Source organism: Pedobacter sp. 22226 (assembly GCF_052045455.1).
GTDB classification, from domain to species: domain Bacteria; phylum Bacteroidota; class Bacteroidia; order Sphingobacteriales; family Sphingobacteriaceae; genus Pedobacter; species Pedobacter jeongneungensis.
In genome coordinates, this window is record NZ_JBQEPB010000004.1 from 472,464 (window position 1) to 489,119 (window position 16,656).

The following is a 16,656-nucleotide window of genomic DNA, read 5'->3' on the forward strand; positions in this document are numbered from 1 at the left end:
TTTCGCTTTAAGCTTCTACCTTTGCCCCATGAAATATCTTATAGTTGGCTTGGGAAATATCGGACCGGATTATGCACATACCCGACATAATATTGGCTTTGATATTGCCGATGAACTGGTTAAAGGTTTAGGTGGTAGTTTTGATAATATCCGCCTCGCATATTATTCGGAAGTGAGCTTTAAAGGCAAAAAACTACACGTAATTAAGCCAACAACCTTTATGAACCTGAGCGGTAAGGCGGTTAACTATTGGATGAAAGAACTGAAAATTGCGCCTGAGAACGTGCTGGTAATAGTAGATGACCTTGCTTTGCCATTGGGTAAGTTAAGGTTGAAATTACAAGGCTCGAGTGCTGGTCATAACGGTTTAAAAAGCATTGAAGAAGTTTGCGGCGGACAAAATTATGCACGCCTACGTTTCGGCATCGGTAACGATTACCCCAAAGGCCGGCAGGTAGATTTTGTTTTAGGCTTATTTGATAAAAACGAACAATTGGAACTGCCTGCTTTAATTGATAAAAGTGTAGAACTGATTAAAAGTTTCGTTACCATCGGGCCAGCGCATACTATGACGGCTTTTAATAAGTAAGAAGTTCATTAGTCATTAGTTAATTAGTCATTGGTTTATTGGCCATTAGTTTATTGGTTAATCGGTTAATTGTTTACTCTTCGACGACGCTCAGGGGTTAATTGTTCATGCTGTCATCCCGCTAATCCATGGTCTGTGTCCTCACAGAGCATTTGAAGATAATTTTTCTGCATCCTGCAACCCAAAATAGCATTACTATCCCTGCCACCTAAACCCGATTGCAGTGGTTCCGATGCTTATCAATAAATTATGGTGCCAGATTAATCTGCATCGGAAAAAACGGAGAGCGGGACTGTATCAACCAAAAGCATCTGCATGTGATTTCCAAAAAAAAACGGATGTTCTTAGTTGTAGTTATCTCGACTAATCCATGGTCTGTGTCCTCACAGAGCATTGAAGACAATTTTTCTGCATCCTGCAACCCAAAATAGCACAACAAAACCATGCCACCTAAACCCGATCGCAGTGGTTCCGATGCATATCTATAAATTACCATACCAGATCAATTGGCATCGGAAGAAACGGAGAGCGGGACTGCATCAACCTAAAAGCATCTGTACCTGATTTCCAGAAAAAAACGGCTGTTCTTATTTGTTTGGTAACTTAACCAAACATGGAGTTGTTGAGATAACAGAGGGTTATTAAACAAAAAAAGACCATCTTTCGATGATCTTTTAATAAAATATAGTTAGTTAATGATTATTTAACTTTTTCCTGAGCCCTTGCAATGTAAGCATCAATTAATTGCGCTTCTGCACTCTCCGGATATTGTGTTTTTACTTTAGTATAGGCTTCAACAGCGCCTTTAAAATCATTTTGACTTTCGTTAACCAATCCTAATTTTTTTAAGAACATTGGCGAAGTAAATTTACTGGCTTTATCTGCTGCTTTTTTATAATAAGTTGCTGCTTGTTTAAAATCTTTCAACTCGCTGTAAGCATCACCCAATAAACCTAAAGCCAATGGATCTGCAACGGGACTACCCGTAGCGCTATATTTACTTAACGATTCGATCGCTTGTTTGTATTCGCCTTTACGTAAATAGATACCGCCCAAATAAAGATTGGCTAAGTTTGCCGATTTGGTGTTATCGTATTCTTTTGCAATCTGCTCTAAGCCCGGGTAACCACCTTCGCCTTTTACTGCTTTGTTTGATAATGAATCTACCCCAACAAATTGTTCTGCTTTATACATTTTGCTGGCAGCTTCTTCAGCACGACCTTTTAAATACACGCCTTGATACCAAAGATATATTAAAACTAATAAAACTACAGCACCTGCAATAAACAGTAAGCTCTTATTATTCTCTTGTAAAAATGAACCTTTTTTAGTTGGTTGAATTGTCTGGTTATCTGTTGTAGACATGTTTGTTTAAAAAATTTAAGATTGCAAAAATACATTTTTCAATCAAAGTATCAATCTTTATTTTGAAGTATTTAATTAAACATTAGTTATTTAGGATAGGAAAGATTAAAATACCTTCAACAATTAACGCAGCAGGCTAATTAAGGTATTAAACCAGGTTTGGTTGTCGCTAAAAATCCCCGTATGGTTAATTACGAGGTACACGGTTTGGCTTTCGGAACGGCTAATGGTCGACCGGATCCTGATTGGTTGCCAGAACAAACCGAAGTTTTTTACAGATGAGGCCGGGAAAACATCATCAAAGCCCATGTAAACTTCTTCTATATGGGATAATGGAAGTTCCAGTTGCTCATCGCCGGTAATAAAAAGACCATTTGATGCCAACAGGATATTACCTTCATGATTATGAAGCGGTTTTAAAAACGAGAATAAACCGGCAATTTTTTTGATCCAGCCTGAACTTTTTTCATTGGTCAGTTCGTGGTCGTAAGACCAGAGAACATTTCCCTCTAACATTTTTTGTGCTACCATCTAAATTTTTTCCTTGCTATGAAAGTACAATTTTTTTAAATGTAATTAACGTTAATTTTAAACAATGGATGTTAAGAGGTTAAAAAACGGTAAATTTGTGACATATTTATGTGGTTAAAAAACATTACCCTTCTAAATTTTAAGAACTATAGCGATGCAGATCTCCATTTTTCGGAAACTGTGAACGTTTTTACGGGTAACAACGGTTCGGGCAAAACCAATATGCTCGATGCCATCCATTACCTCTGTCTATGTAAAAGTTACTTTAACCCGATCGATAGTCAGCAGATAAAAACCAGCGAAGAGGTTTTTATGATCCAGGGTGATTTTGACCGCAACGAAAAAAACGAAAAAATCTCCTGTGGGGTAAAACGCAACCAGAAAAAACAGTTTAAACGAAATAAAAAGGAATATGATAAACTGGCCGATCATATCGGACTTTTCCCGGTGGTAATGGTTTCGCCTTATGATGTAAATCTGATTATGGAAGGGAGTGAAGAGCGGAGGAAATTTATCGATAACGTAATTTCGCAAACCGATGCACATTACCTCGATCAGCTGATTACCTATAACCGCATCCTGTTAAACCGCAACGCTTTTTTAAAGCAGATTGCCCTTACCCGAAAATACGACCCAACTCTGCTCGAAATTTTAGATGAGCAACTGATTATTGCCGGGAATAAAATTTTTGCCATCCGTAAAGCTTTTATGGATGAATTTATTCCGTTGTTTAATCATTATTATATCTACCTTACCGAAAATAAGGAAATTGTTGAGCTGAATTATCAATCGCAGTTAAATGACGCTACTTTTGAAGAGCTGTTGAAAAAATCGGTAGAGAAAGACCGTGTATTGGAACGGACCACAACCGGGATCCATAAAGATGAACTCGCTTTTATAATCAGTGGCATGCCTTTAAAAAAGTTTGGTTCTCAAGGTCAACAGAAATCATTTTTAATTGCTTTAAAAATTGCCCAGTATGCTTACCTCGCGAGAAACAAAGGTTTTAAACCGCTGCTGTTACTGGATGATATTTTTGATAAACTAGACGATCACCGCGTTCAAAAACTGATGCAAATGGTTTCCCACCATGATTTTGGGCAGATATTTATTACAGATACCGGAAAAGAAAGGGTAAAATCAATTTTCGAAAAAATAGAAGTTGATGTAACTTTGTTTGAAGTTGATAACGGAACCATAGAAAATGCGTAAACCCAATGATGTTACCGTAAAAGATGCCATCAGCAAAATGCTGGATGTGTATCGTTTGCGCCGTAAATTTGATGAAACTTCGATTTTGTCGATTTGGCCGGAGATTATGGGCACCGCCATAGCTAACCGGACGAAACAGATTTATATCCACGATAAAAAACTGTTTTTGCGCATAGAATCATCAGTAATCAAAAACGAACTGATTATGGTGCGCCAGGGCATTATTCAAAAGCTGAATGAGCATGCCGGGAGCGAGGTAATTACCGAAATGATATTTTTATAGGCAAAATAAAAAGGACATCAGTTTAAAACTCATGCCCTTTATATTTTAATGGGAATTAAACTCCCGACTAAGGACTGTAGACTCAGGATTAACTCCTTCCTCCGCCGAATATTTTGGATAAAATCCAGATTACCAGCGCAACCACTACTACAACTACAATTACGCCCACCCAAACGCCGGCTTTAAATATACCTTCTACTAGTTCACAACTACTTAAGGTAGTGCATAAAAATGCGATCAGTGCTAAAGGGAATGCTTTTTTCATATCTATGTTAATTTGTAATAGCTAACATCGAATATTAAATAAAGTTTTAATTGTGGGGTTATTTAGCTCAATTCTAAAGAGATTTTTTGTGGTGAGGGGTTAACAACTAATCGACTCGGCAGATTTCCCGGCTGCGTTGCATTCCGCCCGAAATGACGGACTAAGGATTATTCAAAAAAAAATCGTCATCTCGACTGTAACGTCCCGAATATTCGGGAGAGAGATCTGTCTTGATAGATTTCTCGACTTCGTTGCACTTCGCTCGAAATGACGAATAGAGTTTATTTTCCGTTAACCTTTAACAGCTCAACTTCGAAAATCAAAGTGCTGTAGGGTGGAATATCCGCTCCTGCTCCGCGCTCGCCGTAAGCCAGGTTGTAAGGGATAAAAAATTTGTATTTAGAACCAGCCGGCATCAATTGTACGCCTTCTGTCCAGCCTTTAATTACCTGGTTTAAAGGGAAAGAAATCGGTTCGCCTCTGTCGTAAGAGCTGTCAAATTGTTTTCCGTTTAACAATGTGCCTTTGTAGTGTACCAATACCGAATCGGTAGCCTGTGGTTTAACGCCTGTACCAGCGGTTAAAACTTCATACTGTAAACCACTTGCAGTTGTTTGTACACCTGCACGTTTTTTGTTTTGTTCTAAGAAATCCTGTCCTTCTTTCATAATTGGTGCGTATTTAATTTTATTTGCTTCAGCTTCTGCTTTGTTTTTTACTGATGATGCCTTAGATAACGCTTCGTTGATGCATTGTTGTGCCTGTTGCTGAGTTAAAATTACCTTGCCACCTGTAAAAGCATCTTTTAAGCCTTTCAATAATACATCGTAATTTAAGGTAGATAAACCGGTTGTTTTTAAACCTGTACCGATAGAGGTACCAAAGGCATAACTGGTAGAATCCAGGGACGATTGTAAGCCAGCAGCTTTAACTGTTGATGTTTTAGTGGCTGTGGCCGGTTTTTTGGCAACAGGTTTTTTTGCTGCTGTTTTGGTTTGTGCGTAAGAGGCAACAGCGATACCCGATAAACATACCGCTAAGAAAATTCTTTTCATTATTTATTTTATAGTGTTGATTATTTTTAAGGCCGAAAGATACAAAATAGATAAAACAATAAAACCCCGAAATTTCGGGGTTTTAAATAAATATTGTGTTCGTGAAAATTAGAAACGCTCGTCAGCCTTGAAGAAGAAGTTACCTTCAATTTCTGCATTCTCGTCAGAATCTGAACCGTGAACCGCATTTGCATCGATAGATTTTGCATATTTCTGACGGATAGTTCCTTCTGCAGCTTCAGCCGGGTTAGTAGCGCCGATCAGTTTTCTGAAATCTTCAATCGCATTGTCTTTTTCTAAAATAGCTGCAACAATTGGTCCTGAAGACATGAAGCTTACTAAATCTTTGTAAAACGGACGCTCAGCGTGTACTGCATAAAACTGGCCAGCAGTTTCGTCGGTAAGTTTAGTATATTTTAATGCAATGATTTTAAAACCTGCATTGGTAATGTCGTTAATGATCGATCCGATGTAGCCGTTTGCTACTGCATCTGGCTTAATCATGGTAAAAGTTCTGTTAGTGCTCATTGTGCTTTTGATATCAAATTTTTTGCAAAAATACGTTTTAATTGATGAATAATCAATAACCATCAATTCAGGATGGTAAAAATGCATTAAATCGTTAATCAGGCACGATAATTCAGGTTTTTAGCCACCGGCTGTCTGTGGTGAAATATACCAAATCGCCTAACTTAATCATGTTGCCCCATCATCCTGCAAATCCCGGAATCCTTTAATCCTGTTCTATATGATCCTGTTAATCCTAAAATCCTTTAATCCTATTCTAAATTTACTTAGCTTTGCTGCTCGAAAAATATATGCTTACACTAACTGAATTAAAAACATTATTGGCTACGCCACAACGGATTGTGATCACTACGCATCATAAACCTGATGGCGATGCGATGGGTTCATCGCTGGGATTATATGGATATTTAATTCAGAAAGGCCACCATGTAAGGGTAATTACCCCAACAGATTATCCTACTTTTTTACATTGGATGCCGAATAACGGTGATGTAATTATCTTTACTGAACAGCAAGAACAGGCCGCCAAACTGGTAGATGAAGCATCGATCATTTTCTGCCTTGATTTTAATACCTTAAGCCGCATTAACGAACTGGGCGAATTGGTAAGGGCAGCAGGTGCTAAAAAAGTCATGATCGATCATCACCTCGAACCGGAGGATTTTGACGATTACCGCCATTGGGATATTAATGCCTGTGCAGCGGCACAATTGGTTTATGATTTTATTGTGAACCAGCTGGATGATCAGGCCGGGATTAATAAAGATGTAGCTTCTTGCCTATACACGGGTATTATGACCGATTCCGGATCGTTCCGTTTCGAGTCTGCAACTTCTGAAGTGTACCGGATTGCCGCAAACCTGATTGATTTAGGTGCCGAGCACTGGAAAATCCATCAATTGGTATATGATAATGCCAGCGAAAACCGTTTACGCTTTTTAGGTTACTGCCTGTCAAACAAATTAGAGGTTTTAAGAGAATACAATACTGCTATAATTTCGGTTACAAAAGAAGAATTAGCCCAATACCACAGTGTAACCGGCGATACAGAAGGGGTGGTAAATTACGCATTATCAATCAACGGAATCCGTTTGGCAGCTTTGATTATCGAACGTACCGATAAGGTTAAATTGTCGGTAAGGTCTACCGGAGATTTCCCTGCAAATGAAATCTGTAAAAAATATTTTAACGGTGGCGGACATAGAAATGCGGCCGGTGGCGCAGCAGAAAAACCGTTAGCTGATGTAGTTAACGAATTTAAATCGATATTAGCAGAATATAAAGAACAATTGATCGCCTGAGGGCAAGAAATAAACACTAAAACTTAAAAAAGTCAAATTAATAAATGAAAAAGGGAATTATTATTCTAGCAGCAGCTACTTTAGGCTTAGCGGCATGTAAACAAGAGAAAAAGGGAGCTGGTGGTTTATTATATACCATCCACCACTCGGCAGGTAACGAAAAAATTAAAGAAGGTGACATCGTTAAAATGAATTTTATCCAGAAAAACGATAAAGATTCAGTTTTATCAAGCACTTTCGATAGCGAAACTCCTGCTGTATTTCCTGCACAGAAAAAAATGTATGCTGGCGATATGAACGATGTATTAACCTTGTTCGGAGAAGGCGATAGCGCAACTTTTAAAGTGAATTTGGATACGATGGCTTTCCATAGCAAACAGCCAAAACCAGAGCAGTTTAAAAACGATAAATACATCACTTTCACTGTTAAAATTGAGAAAGTATTTAAGAAAAAAGCTGGCGAAGCTGATTCTACTTTCAACAAAAGAGCAACAGAATTTTTCCAGGCTGATTATAAAGCTTCTTCAGAGAAAAAGAAAGCTGCAGAACCTGCTAAACTTAAAGCTTATTTAGAAGATACTAAACTGGCAACCAAAACTACTGCAAGTGGTTTACACTACATCATCGAAACTCCTGGTAGTGCAGAAAAACCAGCTTTAGGCGATACCGTATTAATTGATTATACTGGTAGAGTAACTAAAAAAGGTAAAGATGGTAAATATAAAATCTTCGATACAAGCGACGAGAAACTGGCTAAAGCTGAAAACGAATTTAAAGCAGGCAAACCTTACGGACCTCAAAAAATGCCGGTTGGTGGTACTATTCCAGGATTTACCGAGGCTTTACAGTTAATTGGTAAAGGTGGTAAAATCAAAGTTATTATTCCTTCTAACCTAGGTTATGGCGAGCAAGGCGCACCACAAGTTGGTATTATGCCTTTCAGCCCGATTGCTTTTGATCTTGAAATTAAAGACATTATCAAAGGAAAACCAGCACCAGCAACTCCAGCTCCGGCAGCAGCAGCTCCAGTTAAAAAATAATTTTTCGAAAACATATTTCAAATCCTGCTTATTCAGTTAAGCAGGATTTTTTTTGCCTGATTTTTTTTGACGCAGAACCAAGAAATAAAAACTTTGCAAAGATTCGTAAAAACTTATTATAGTCTATCTTTGTCTGATCTAATAAAATGGCCTAATATCCCGAAACGGATTAAAGGTTGATTTTTAATTAATATATTAAATGAAAAAAGGAATAATTATTCTCTTGGCAGCAGCATCAGGACTATCTGCCTGTAACAAATTCGAAAAGGGTGAAGGAGATATGACTTACAAGATCTATAAAAGTGACGGTAAGCCAAAAATTCAGGATGGCGATTATGTAAAATTAAACGGTGTACAAACGGTAGAAACCAATACCAATCCCGATTCGGTAATGGTGAACACTTATGATAATGAGCGGCCTGCTTTTTTTGCCATCAGTAAATCGATGTTTAAAGGTGATTTAGCTTCTGGCTTGAAATTGCTTGGAGAAGGCGATAGCGCAGTTTTTAAACTAAACCTCGATTCGATGGAGAAATATTCCGGACAGCCGAAACCAAAAGGGTTAAAATCGAATATTGCTTCTTTCACCATTAAAATTGAGAAAGTATTACATAAAGGAAAAGATCCTGATTCTATTTTTGAGGCAAAGAAAAGACTTTTCTTCGAGGCAGAATACAAAGCTTTAAACGAAAAAAACAAAACGGTAGAACCGGCCAAAATAGCTAAATATGTAGAGGAGAATAACCTGAAAGTAACTACTGCGCCATCTGGTTTGCAGTATGTGATTACCGCACCAGGAAATTCAGAAAGGGCAACTTTAACCGATACAGTGCTAATGGACTATACCGGTCAGTTTACCAATAAAAAGTCGAACGGAACATTAAATGTTTTCGATACTTCGGATGCTAAAATTGCAAAAGAAGCTGGAATTTTCTCAGAAAGCGTACAATATGTACCGCGCAGTTTACCCTTAGGACAATTGCCACAAGGTGTTATTCAGGGTATTCAGCTGATTGGGGTAGGTGGTAAGATTAAAATGATACTACCATCTAAATTAGGCTTTGGTGAAAATGGCGGCGGACCGATCAATCCGTTTACACCATTGGTTTTCGATGTAGAACTAAAAGGCATTATTAAGCCAAATGCAGGCTTGCCATTGGCTAAATAGATTATTATTGATTAGACTTGGCAGGTTTTTTAAAACCTGCCAAGTCTTTTTTTATGCCTGCGCTTCCAGGTATTGTGCATAACAATAACCTTCTTCGCCATCTTTGGTTCTAACCAGCCACCACAAATCGTTGCTTCTGTTAACCAAAGTAATCACTTCACCATGTGCCGCTTTACCTACAACGGGCTGATCGGTACCCGGGCCTTTGCGGATATTTAAATTACTGCTTTCTGTAATTACCTTTGCATGTGTTACGGCCGCATCAATGGCTACATTTACGTTCAGCACCAAATCGCCGGAAGTAAAGTTCGGATCAATCTGGTTATAAACTTCCCAAAGGTGGTCTTTGGTTGCGCCGTCGGCTGCAGTACCATCTACGTATAAAACGCCATCCTGTTCCCTTACCAATAAATCAGTTATACCTGCTGCACTTGCAGCATCGGTTAATGCCTTATATTTATCTGTTAATGCCATCACTAGAATTATTTAACGGTTAGTTTATTGTCGATTTTTTTAGGTTTTAACGCACTTAAATGTTGCATTAGGGTAATTAACGACGCCTTTTTAATTTCGCCGGTTAATAAAACCACACCATCTTTAACCGCTGCCTTCACCGTTGGGAAATCTTTTGTGGCATCGGCAACATTCTTAATTAAAACAGCATCATCTGCAATTACTACCGGTAAATCAGTTGGTTTAATAATTAAGTTATTGGTAACTGTTTTTACTCCTTTTTCGGCTTTTGCAATTTCTCCTGCTGTGGTTTTTATTGCCTCATCGTCAACAACGCCGGTTAAGGTTACGTTCCCTTTGGTAACAGCTACCGTAATGCCAGCCGCTTCTTTGGCCTGAATTGCAGCCTGAATAGCCGCATCGTTTGGTTTACAACCCACACAAAACAGTGTAGCCGCAACAACCATGCTCATTAAAAATTTACTTGTTTTCATCCTTTTGGTTTTATAATTGATATTATTTGAATTTGCAAATCACAGAAACTGGGATAATTTCTTTTTTGCTATCGATAGGATGAATTCGATAAGGCTAATATAGGAAATGAGTTTAAATAGAAAAGAAAATCCGGTAGAAAATTTAAATAAATTTTAAATGCTGTATAGACCTCACAGGCTTAAACCGGGTTATTCATGTTTTTATAGGCCTCATTGAGAGCTGCATCGTTTAAAAACCTGCAAACTAAGAACTGCAAACTAAGAACTGCAAACTGAGAGCTGTAAACTGAGAACTGCAAACTGCTTTGGGCGTTCCCCAAAGGGCGGGCTTTTCAGGGCTGCGCTTCGCTCCGGTACCGATGAAGAACCGGTACTAAACCCTTACAATCCCTAACGCAAACCCAACTATTACGAAACAGACTTTGGAAATTTAAACCCAATCTTTAAAGGGTTTAATGGTAAGGTTAGAATTATAATATTTTGCATCTTCGGTAACTTCATTGCTTACCCAATCCGGTAAATCAAAATGTTCATCTTCGCTTTCCAGTTCAATTTCGGCAACAATTAAGCCTTTATTATCTCCTGAAAATACATCCACTTCCCAAAGTTTGCCGTTAAATGTAATTTCGTACCGTGTTTTAGAAAGTTCTGATTGCGAGAATTGATCTAATAATTCTGTGGCTTCACCAACCGGGATCTCGTATTCATATTCCAGCCTTGTGGCCCCAACGGTTTGGCCCTTTATCGTTAAAAACCCTTTGGTTTCCGTAGCCCTTACCCGTATGGTTTTATCTTTATCAGTAAGTAAATAACCCTGCCTGAAGAGTTTTCCTTCAGGTTTGTTAAGGTTATCCCACTTTTGCTGATCAATTAAGAATTTGCGCTCGATTTCTTTTCCCATTATTAATATTTTCGTCTTTCCCGCGAAGGCGGGAATCTTAATGCTGATTGTTTAACGGGCCCTTTTCTGTAAATCCGCAACAGGCATACTAATCAGTCTGCCGATTGGTTGTTTACCACGATACGTAATTACACGCAACATACTGGCATCTTTCGGAACCTGCAGTGCAGTAGTATATTTTGGATAAAAACGATCTGGAGTAGAATTATCAAAACTGTAATAAATATCCAAACCGTCAATTTCAGGTGTAAGCTCTATCATCAGTTGTTTATCAGCACTGCGTTTTACGGTAAAAATAGGATCGTAAATGGCCGGCGAATATTTGATCTCTGCTAAATCCAGGCGTTTAAAGTGTTGTTGCGTACGATCAACAAAATTGGTCCAGTTTTTCTTTTCAATAGGACTCCATATTGATTCGGCAATGGCAAATGCACGCGGATAAACCATATATTCTACCTGGCGGAAGGTGAAAATCTGTTCCGTCCAAAGGTTTGCCTGCCCGCCGATAACATACTGCGCATTTACACCAGCCGGAACCGGGTTAAACTGATAAGCCTTATTTAACCTTAAAGAGGCATAAACTTTTGGTTCTGTAATCTGATCTGCCTGCATATAATCCAGGTAAGCAAAATCAGTAGGGCTCATTACTACATTATGTTTATCATTAGCGGCCTGAATACCGTATTTCATTCCCCGCCAGCTCATTACTGCAGCTGTTGGCGATACGCCACCTTCCAGAATCTCATCCCAGCCCATAAATTTTTTACCTTTCGAAATCACAATCTGTTCTACCCGTTTTTCAAAATAAGCCTGTACCTGCGGAATGGTTTTTAAACCTTCGCGCTGCATTAATGCCTTTACCTGATCGTTCTTTTCCCAAAAATTATGAGGCGCTTCATCACCGCCCATGTGGATGTATTCGAAAGGGAAAAGTTTGGCTACTTGTGTAAGTACTGAATCTAAAAAAACATAAACTTTTTCATTTGCAGGGCAAAGGGTATTATCGACCAGGGCTGTTGGCGGCGCACCACGGCTCCAATCCATAATTTTTTCGCCTGAGCGTACTTTATAATTCACCGCATCCGGCGTGCATGATAACTCCGGATAAGAAGCAATAATGGCTAAACTATGGCCCGGAACATCAATTTCGGGTAATATATTTACAAAACGATCCTGTGCATATTGTACCAGTTCTTTAATGTCTTCCTGGGTATAAAAACCGCCATAAGTACGGGGCTCATCAGGAGTTGGTGGCGTAAAATCGCCAAAGGTTCCTGTTTTTTTAACGCTCCAGGCACCAACTTCGGTTAATTTAGGCAAACCTTTAATTTCGATTCTCCAGCCTTCATCATCCGCTAAGTGCAAATGCAGTAAGTTAAATTTATAACGTACCATGTCATCAATAAACTGTTTTACTTCCTGCTTGGTAAAAAAGTGACGGGCTACATCAAACATTAAACCGCGCCAGCCCAATTTAGGATAATCTGTTACATCCACACAAGGTGCTTTCCATTTCACATCGTTAACCAGTTCTTTGCTCTCTATTTCGGCAGGAAAAAGCTGGATTAACGATTGTACGCCATAAAAAATACCTGCTGGCTGGTTCGCGGTAATTACCACTTGCGTAGGGTTAACGTTTAGTTTGTAACCTTCTTTACCGAGTTGAGTATCCTCCTGCGTGTTTAAAATCAGTTTAATGGTTGGGTGACTGGAATTACTCACCGTGCTTACAAATTTGCCTGTAGCAGTGGTAATACGATCTGATAAGTAAGCAATAGATTGCTTTAACTCCCCGCTTTTAACCGATTGAATAATTACATTTTCGGGTAAGGTAAAGGTTCCGGTTTTTTTTACCAATGAAACAGGTTCCGGAATAATGGCAATTGGTGTTTGCGCTACAGCGCTTTCAGCATCGCCGGTTTCAGTTTCTGTAACAATAGATTGAGCGAATGTATTGGCTGTAAAGAAGCAGCAGGAGATAATCAGAAATAACTTTTTCATTAAAATTATTAAAACGGGTTAACCGGATAAGTATAATCCGCAATTTATTAAAAAAGATTTAATTTGAGCAATTGGCAGAGTGCAATGAGAAAGGGGCGTGGAGAATAGAAGACTAATTATCAAACTTTTTTTGGCCTTTTCTTCTTAATAATATGGTTTGGACAACGCTATATAAAATTCTAGTATTCCAGTTATCTAAGTAGCTGTAACCTTTATTGATAAGTGATGGGGCTTGTTTCGAAAATATGGCAAAATAGGTTTGGTAATCTTTGGTACCTACATCATCCCAGGGCAATGATTTTTCTTCTTCTTTAATGAAGCTTGCGGATTTAATTTTAATGCCAAACTCATCAAATTTCACATTAGCCAAAGTAAATGGTATTTTTTGCTTGAAAAGCTCCAGATATTGATCAACTAAACCATCGAAATAACTTCGCCATAATTGGTTTAATATTTCTATATATTGGTTAAATAGGGAGATTTTATTTATGCCATAATAAGAACCGAAACTTATTTTAATCGTTTCCCCATCTCCATTTTTAATAAATAGTTGATACTTTCTCCCAACCGTAAATTCAAATCCTCTAATCCATTCGATGCCAAACCTGTATTGTAGTGGCTCTCCCTGGGATAAATCACTTATTGTCGAAACCGATAGTTTTTGATTGCCAAATGATATGAATTGTGGGGTAAATAATAATTCTTTGGGATGCCGGTTAAAAAAACGTTGCTTAATTAACCAGCTATTTTTAGTGTGCGCTGGAGTAGTCATGATTTAGATTTTATTAATGGAATAACAGGAGTTTTTACTCGGCTGACTCTACCCTTTTTCGATTAAATCTCTTTATTATTGTGGTTAATGAACCTTTAGCTCCTGAAATAATTTTTAGGATGGTCGCATCATTATACCTTTCATAGTTTTTGCGGATATCTTCTATCTATCGGAATCATTGTGTTTTACTCTTGTAAAGCGTATCTGCCAGCTTAATCGCCTGATCGATGTTCTGTCTTAAATTTAAAATAGATTTTTGGTTTGGCAGGTTTTCTTTCTGGTATTTTTTGATCAATGGGAATGTTCTGGAGACTTTTAATGCCAGTTCCAGGTCGTTTAAAGAAACCATTTTGGCATTTATCGTTTTAACCAGTTTTCGATGCGATGAAACCTTGTCGTTATATTCTTCGAGATTTTTGGCTATCAGTGTGGTTAAACTTTTTCTTAACAGAGAATCTTTGATCTCTTTTAAATGGTAATTGGCAGATGTGAAGTACTCCTGGTTTTTTCTATCATAAATATCAAATTTCTTTAACGAATCAGTTTTTCCATTCCTGATTTCATTGATACTTTCTGCCAATTTCTTTAGCGCAGAATCTTTACTTACTGCATCAGCATATAAATTTTCTATTAAATCCCCACTGCCTCTTTTCGAAATAATATTGTACGATTTGTCGTCCTGTAGTGCTGCAGGTGTTTCTTTATTATTGGTTTGTGTTTCAGCATCATTACACGAAAATGCCGTACAGAGTAAGATACCGTAAATCATGTTTTTTTTCATGGAGTGTTAAATATTTAGTAATATTTAATGATACAAATAAAGGTTCACTTACAAAAACTGCTTCAGCCATTCCATTGCTTTTTTATCATCTGTAAAAGATTTCATGGGGATAGGCGGAATCTGAAACTTGAAAAGAATCTTCATAATCAATTGCGCCAGACCTGGTTTCGAAACCATGGCCATTGCAGTATAAATTTGGGGCAGTTGCTCTGTCGAGAATTTTCTTGTTTCTTTATCCGGAACCGGCGAATTTTTTAAATAAATTAACAGTGGAACTTTTTTATTTCCCGTGATTTTCTTCACCAGTGCAACATTGGCCGAAATATTTTCTACGGTACGTAAAATACTTTTACTGTACGAAATCAGTATTCCATCATCAGTTAATAGATATTCGGCAATTTCGCCTTCAATGAGCTGTTTATCTTCCATATTAATTATAATATAGCTGGATTTTTTGACATGATATTAAATTCGTTTATCAAAGAAGCGTGGTCAAATTATCTTTTCTAAACTGGTAATGATTTCTTCAGTTACCGGGTTAATGATATGCGTATTCTTTGTTTTTGCAACAGATTTTAAAATGTAATAATCATAAGGATCTGTGTTAACCCTTTTTAGCTGTGGTTAATATTTAACTTTATCGCACGAATAAATGCCTCGTGTATATTTTTACTAAACGGACTTTGCTGATCTTTTAAACGTTCGGGATGCCATTGTACAAATAATAAAAACGATTTTCCTTCTGGTTCCAATCGTTCCATGGCTTCGGTAACCCCATCAGGAGAGATTGCGCTCACTACAAGCCCTTTTCCAGTTCTATCAGTGCTTTGATGGTGGTTACTGTTTACCAGGCCTTTGTCAGTATTAACAATCTGGTTAAGCCATGAAGAAGGATTCACCAAAATTTCGTGATAGCGGTCTGATTTATCGTGCATTTTTGAATGATCAAATTTGCCCCAGGTTGCGATATCGGGGATTAAAGTGCCGCCAAAAAATACATTCCCAACCTGTATGCCACGGCATATGCCTAAAACCGGAATTGAATGGGCTTCGGTATAGGTTAAAACCTGAAATTCAAATTCATCACGTTTTTCATCGATATCATCCTCGTAGCAATAATGATAATATTCGGGATGGTTATAAAATCTTGGGTGTACGTCTTCACCTCCGGTTAAAACGATACCGTCGCACTTTTTGATCTCGTCGAAATTGTTAAGCTTGTACCCGAGCTGGATTACTTCTACATTTTTGTTGTAAGATAATACCCAGTCACGGTAAATGGCGTACTTGCTGCAGTCGGTAACACCAATAATTATTTTATCAGACATAGTCTTTTCAGTTTTGCTACAGGTTTTCACAGCTGAACAGGATTCTGCGCATAGTAGCCTGTCGAAGGATTCACTTAAATACGCTTTAAGGTGTTTCGACAGGCTCAAAAATGGCAGCGCCTAAAGTGAAATCGCTAATGATACAGCCGCTAAGCATTACTCCGCACCGCGGTTTTTATTCACAATCTGGCTGTCTCTTGTATTTTTCTGTACCGTAATGGCACCAAACAGAGAGAGTAGAAATGCAAAAGCATAGAAACCTTTTTCGCTAGGCAGTAAAGTGGCATTCCACAAACCAATTACCAGTAAGGTGATGGTTAACAGCGTAGAAAACCAGCTGATGCCGTAATAAATTTCAGTAACCGGAATTCCTTCCAGTTTATCGCGAACAGCTTTTTGTAAAGAGATTACAGCAAAAAGGCCGAACATCAATACCGTAAAATAATATCCTTTTTCGTTGAGGAGCATATCCGAACGCCACAGGCCTACAATAAAGCCGATCATTCCGATACCTAATGCCATCCAGGCCGCAGCCACGAATGCATTCGATGGTTTTTGATTCATTGTTTTGAGATTTAATTTAATTCAA

General features: G+C 38.1%; 20 protein-coding genes. 6 read left to right on the plus strand and 14 right to left on the minus strand.

The window, feature by feature from the left end; all coding sequences use genetic code 11:
* The first annotated feature begins 28 nt into the window (after window positions 1-28).
* Complete coding sequence (pth, locus tag ACTJKC_RS11515; RefSeq protein ID WP_440792038.1) at window positions 29-589, plus strand: aminoacyl-tRNA hydrolase; 561 nt, start codon at window positions 29-31, stop codon at window positions 587-589.
* Window positions 590-1,288: 699 nt separating this feature from the next.
* Here the strand turns inward: pth and ACTJKC_RS11520 are convergent.
* The gene (locus tag ACTJKC_RS11520; protein ID WP_344853520.1) at window positions 1,289-1,954 is read right to left on the minus strand and encodes a tetratricopeptide repeat protein; all 666 of its coding nucleotides are present in this window, start codon (window positions 1,952-1,954) and stop codon (window positions 1,289-1,291) included.
* 123 nt (window positions 1,955-2,077) lie between these two features.
* Window positions 2,078-2,470, minus strand: coding sequence for a hypothetical protein (locus ACTJKC_RS11525; protein WP_440792040.1), 393 nt, complete (start codon window positions 2,468-2,470; stop codon window positions 2,078-2,080).
* A gap of 123 nt (window positions 2,471-2,593) precedes the next feature.
* Here ACTJKC_RS11525 and recF point away from each other — a divergent pair, with 123 nt between their 5' ends.
* Window positions 2,594-3,697 (plus strand): DNA replication/repair protein RecF, encoded by a 1,104-nt coding sequence (gene recF / locus ACTJKC_RS11530; protein ID WP_440792042.1) that lies wholly within the window; start codon window positions 2,594-2,596, stop codon window positions 3,695-3,697.
* Window positions 3,690-3,980 (plus strand): DUF721 domain-containing protein, encoded by a 291-nt coding sequence (locus ACTJKC_RS11535; protein WP_344853517.1) that lies wholly within the window; start codon window positions 3,690-3,692, stop codon window positions 3,978-3,980. The genes recF and ACTJKC_RS11535 overlap by 8 nt, the downstream gene beginning before the upstream one ends.
* Window positions 3,981-4,068: 88 nt before the next feature.
* Here ACTJKC_RS11535 and ACTJKC_RS11540 read toward each other — a convergent pair whose 3' ends face one another.
* From ACTJKC_RS11540 to ACTJKC_RS11550, 3 genes are all read right to left on the minus strand, one after another.
* On the minus strand, window positions 4,069-4,245 hold the full coding sequence (locus ACTJKC_RS11540) for a hypothetical protein (protein ID WP_315424920.1): 177 nt from the start codon (window positions 4,243-4,245) through the stop codon (window positions 4,069-4,071).
* A gap of 281 nt (window positions 4,246-4,526) precedes the next feature.
* Window positions 4,527-5,300: an FKBP-type peptidyl-prolyl cis-trans isomerase gene (locus ACTJKC_RS11545; RefSeq protein ID WP_344853516.1), complete on the minus strand. Its 774-nt coding sequence runs from the start codon at window positions 5,298-5,300 to the stop codon at window positions 4,527-4,529.
* Window positions 5,301-5,408: 108 nt separating this feature from the next.
* Window positions 5,409-5,828, minus strand: coding sequence for a nucleoside-diphosphate kinase (locus ACTJKC_RS11550; protein ID WP_440792044.1), 420 nt, complete (start codon window positions 5,826-5,828; stop codon window positions 5,409-5,411).
* A gap of 290 nt (window positions 5,829-6,118) precedes the next feature.
* On the opposite strand from ACTJKC_RS11550, the gene ACTJKC_RS11555 reads away from it, so the two are divergent.
* From ACTJKC_RS11555 to ACTJKC_RS11565, 3 genes are all read left to right on the plus strand, one after another.
* The gene (locus ACTJKC_RS11555) at window positions 6,119-7,129 is read left to right on the plus strand and encodes a DHH family phosphoesterase (protein WP_440792046.1); all 1,011 of its coding nucleotides are present in this window, start codon (window positions 6,119-6,121) and stop codon (window positions 7,127-7,129) included.
* A 44-nt stretch (window positions 7,130-7,173) separates the two neighbouring features.
* Window positions 7,174-8,169 carry an FKBP-type peptidyl-prolyl cis-trans isomerase gene (locus ACTJKC_RS11560; RefSeq protein ID WP_440792048.1) on the plus strand — a complete coding sequence of 332 codons (996 nt, stop codon included), beginning with the start codon at window positions 7,174-7,176 and terminating at the stop codon, window positions 8,167-8,169.
* A gap of 199 nt (window positions 8,170-8,368) precedes the next feature.
* Window positions 8,369-9,337, plus strand: a complete 969-nt coding sequence (locus tag ACTJKC_RS11565; protein ID WP_440792050.1) for an FKBP-type peptidyl-prolyl cis-trans isomerase — start codon at window positions 8,369-8,371, stop codon at window positions 9,335-9,337.
* Window positions 9,338-9,388: 51 nt separating this feature from the next.
* Here ACTJKC_RS11565 and ACTJKC_RS11570 read toward each other — a convergent pair whose 3' ends face one another.
* The 9 genes from ACTJKC_RS11570 to yiaA all read right to left on the minus strand — a co-directional run bounded on the left by ACTJKC_RS11570 (window position 9,389) and on the right by yiaA (window position 16,631).
* Window positions 9,389-9,811: an SH3 domain-containing protein gene (locus ACTJKC_RS11570; protein ID WP_344853512.1), complete on the minus strand. Its 423-nt coding sequence runs from the start codon at window positions 9,809-9,811 to the stop codon at window positions 9,389-9,391.
* A gap of 8 nt (window positions 9,812-9,819) precedes the next feature.
* A complete protein-coding gene (locus ACTJKC_RS11575; RefSeq protein ID WP_344853511.1) occupies window positions 9,820-10,284 on the minus strand; it encodes a BON domain-containing protein in 465 nt (154 codons plus the stop codon).
* A 430-nt stretch (window positions 10,285-10,714) separates the two neighbouring features.
* Window positions 10,715-11,185, minus strand: a complete 471-nt coding sequence (locus ACTJKC_RS11580; protein WP_440792053.1) for a CYTH domain-containing protein — start codon at window positions 11,183-11,185, stop codon at window positions 10,715-10,717.
* A gap of 51 nt (window positions 11,186-11,236) precedes the next feature.
* Window positions 11,237-13,186 carry a beta-N-acetylhexosaminidase gene (locus ACTJKC_RS11585; protein ID WP_440792055.1) on the minus strand — a complete coding sequence of 650 codons (1,950 nt, stop codon included), beginning with the start codon at window positions 13,184-13,186 and terminating at the stop codon, window positions 11,237-11,239.
* A gap of 112 nt (window positions 13,187-13,298) precedes the next feature.
* On the minus strand, window positions 13,299-13,958 hold the full coding sequence (locus ACTJKC_RS11590) for a hypothetical protein (protein WP_440792057.1): 660 nt from the start codon (window positions 13,956-13,958) through the stop codon (window positions 13,299-13,301).
* A gap of 175 nt (window positions 13,959-14,133) precedes the next feature.
* A complete protein-coding gene (locus tag ACTJKC_RS11595; RefSeq protein ID WP_440792059.1) occupies window positions 14,134-14,739 on the minus strand; it encodes a hypothetical protein in 606 nt (201 codons plus the stop codon).
* A 48-nt stretch (window positions 14,740-14,787) separates the two neighbouring features.
* A complete protein-coding gene (locus ACTJKC_RS11600; RefSeq protein WP_440792061.1) occupies window positions 14,788-15,168 on the minus strand; it encodes a DUF7793 family protein in 381 nt (126 codons plus the stop codon).
* Window positions 15,169-15,353: 185 nt separating this feature from the next.
* Complete coding sequence (locus ACTJKC_RS11605; protein ID WP_344853505.1) at window positions 15,354-16,067, minus strand: gamma-glutamyl-gamma-aminobutyrate hydrolase family protein; 714 nt, start codon at window positions 16,065-16,067, stop codon at window positions 15,354-15,356.
* 156 nt (window positions 16,068-16,223) lie between these two features.
* On the minus strand, window positions 16,224-16,631 hold the full coding sequence (gene yiaA / locus ACTJKC_RS11610; protein ID WP_344853504.1) for an inner membrane protein YiaA: 408 nt from the start codon (window positions 16,629-16,631) through the stop codon (window positions 16,224-16,226).
* Window positions 16,632-16,656 lie beyond the last annotated feature (25 nt).

Excerpts from the sequence above, each read along its gene's own strand:
- ACTJKC_RS11580 (WP_440792053.1), bottom strand. The coding sequence starts at position 11,185 with ATGGGAAAAGAAATCGAGCGCAAATTCTTAATTGATCAGCAAAAGTGG.
- ACTJKC_RS11540 (WP_315424920.1), bottom strand. The coding sequence starts at position 4,245 with ATGAAAAAAGCATTCCCTTTAGCACTGATCGCATTTTTATGCACTACC.
- ACTJKC_RS11555 (WP_440792046.1), top strand. The coding sequence starts at position 6,119 with ATGCTTACACTAACTGAATTAAAAACATTATTGGCTACGCCACAACGG.
- recF (WP_440792042.1), top strand. The coding sequence starts at position 2,594 with ATGTGGTTAAAAAACATTACCCTTCTAAATTTTAAGAACTATAGCGAT.
- ACTJKC_RS11570 (WP_344853512.1), bottom strand. The coding sequence starts at position 9,811 with ATGGCATTAACAGATAAATATAAGGCATTAACCGATGCTGCAAGTGCA.
- ACTJKC_RS11520 (WP_344853520.1), bottom strand. The coding sequence starts at position 1,954 with ATGTCTACAACAGATAACCAGACAATTCAACCAACTAAAAAAGGTTCA.
- ACTJKC_RS11605 (WP_344853505.1), bottom strand. The coding sequence starts at position 16,067 with ATGTCTGATAAAATAATTATTGGTGTTACCGACTGCAGCAAGTACGCC.
- ACTJKC_RS11565 (WP_440792050.1), top strand. The coding sequence starts at position 8,369 with ATGAAAAAAGGAATAATTATTCTCTTGGCAGCAGCATCAGGACTATCT.
- ACTJKC_RS11550 (WP_440792044.1), bottom strand. The coding sequence starts at position 5,828 with ATGAGCACTAACAGAACTTTTACCATGATTAAGCCAGATGCAGTAGCA.
- ACTJKC_RS11585 (WP_440792055.1), bottom strand. The coding sequence starts at position 13,186 with ATGAAAAAGTTATTTCTGATTATCTCCTGCTGCTTCTTTACAGCCAAT.
- ACTJKC_RS11575 (WP_344853511.1), bottom strand. The coding sequence starts at position 10,284 with ATGAAAACAAGTAAATTTTTAATGAGCATGGTTGTTGCGGCTACACTG.
- ACTJKC_RS11560 (WP_440792048.1), top strand. The coding sequence starts at position 7,174 with ATGAAAAAGGGAATTATTATTCTAGCAGCAGCTACTTTAGGCTTAGCG.
- pth (WP_440792038.1), top strand. The coding sequence starts at position 29 with ATGAAATATCTTATAGTTGGCTTGGGAAATATCGGACCGGATTATGCA.
- ACTJKC_RS11600 (WP_440792061.1), bottom strand. The coding sequence starts at position 15,168 with ATGGAAGATAAACAGCTCATTGAAGGCGAAATTGCCGAATATCTATTA.
- ACTJKC_RS11595 (WP_440792059.1), bottom strand. The coding sequence starts at position 14,739 with ATGAAAAAAAACATGATTTACGGTATCTTACTCTGTACGGCATTTTCG.
- ACTJKC_RS11590 (WP_440792057.1), bottom strand. The coding sequence starts at position 13,958 with ATGACTACTCCAGCGCACACTAAAAATAGCTGGTTAATTAAGCAACGT.
- yiaA (WP_344853504.1), bottom strand. The coding sequence starts at position 16,631 with ATGAATCAAAAACCATCGAATGCATTCGTGGCTGCGGCCTGGATGGCA.
- ACTJKC_RS11535 (WP_344853517.1), top strand. The coding sequence starts at position 3,690 with ATGCGTAAACCCAATGATGTTACCGTAAAAGATGCCATCAGCAAAATG.
- ACTJKC_RS11545 (WP_344853516.1), bottom strand. The coding sequence starts at position 5,300 with ATGAAAAGAATTTTCTTAGCGGTATGTTTATCGGGTATCGCTGTTGCC.
- ACTJKC_RS11525 (WP_440792040.1), bottom strand. The coding sequence starts at position 2,470 with ATGTTAGAGGGAAATGTTCTCTGGTCTTACGACCACGAACTGACCAAT.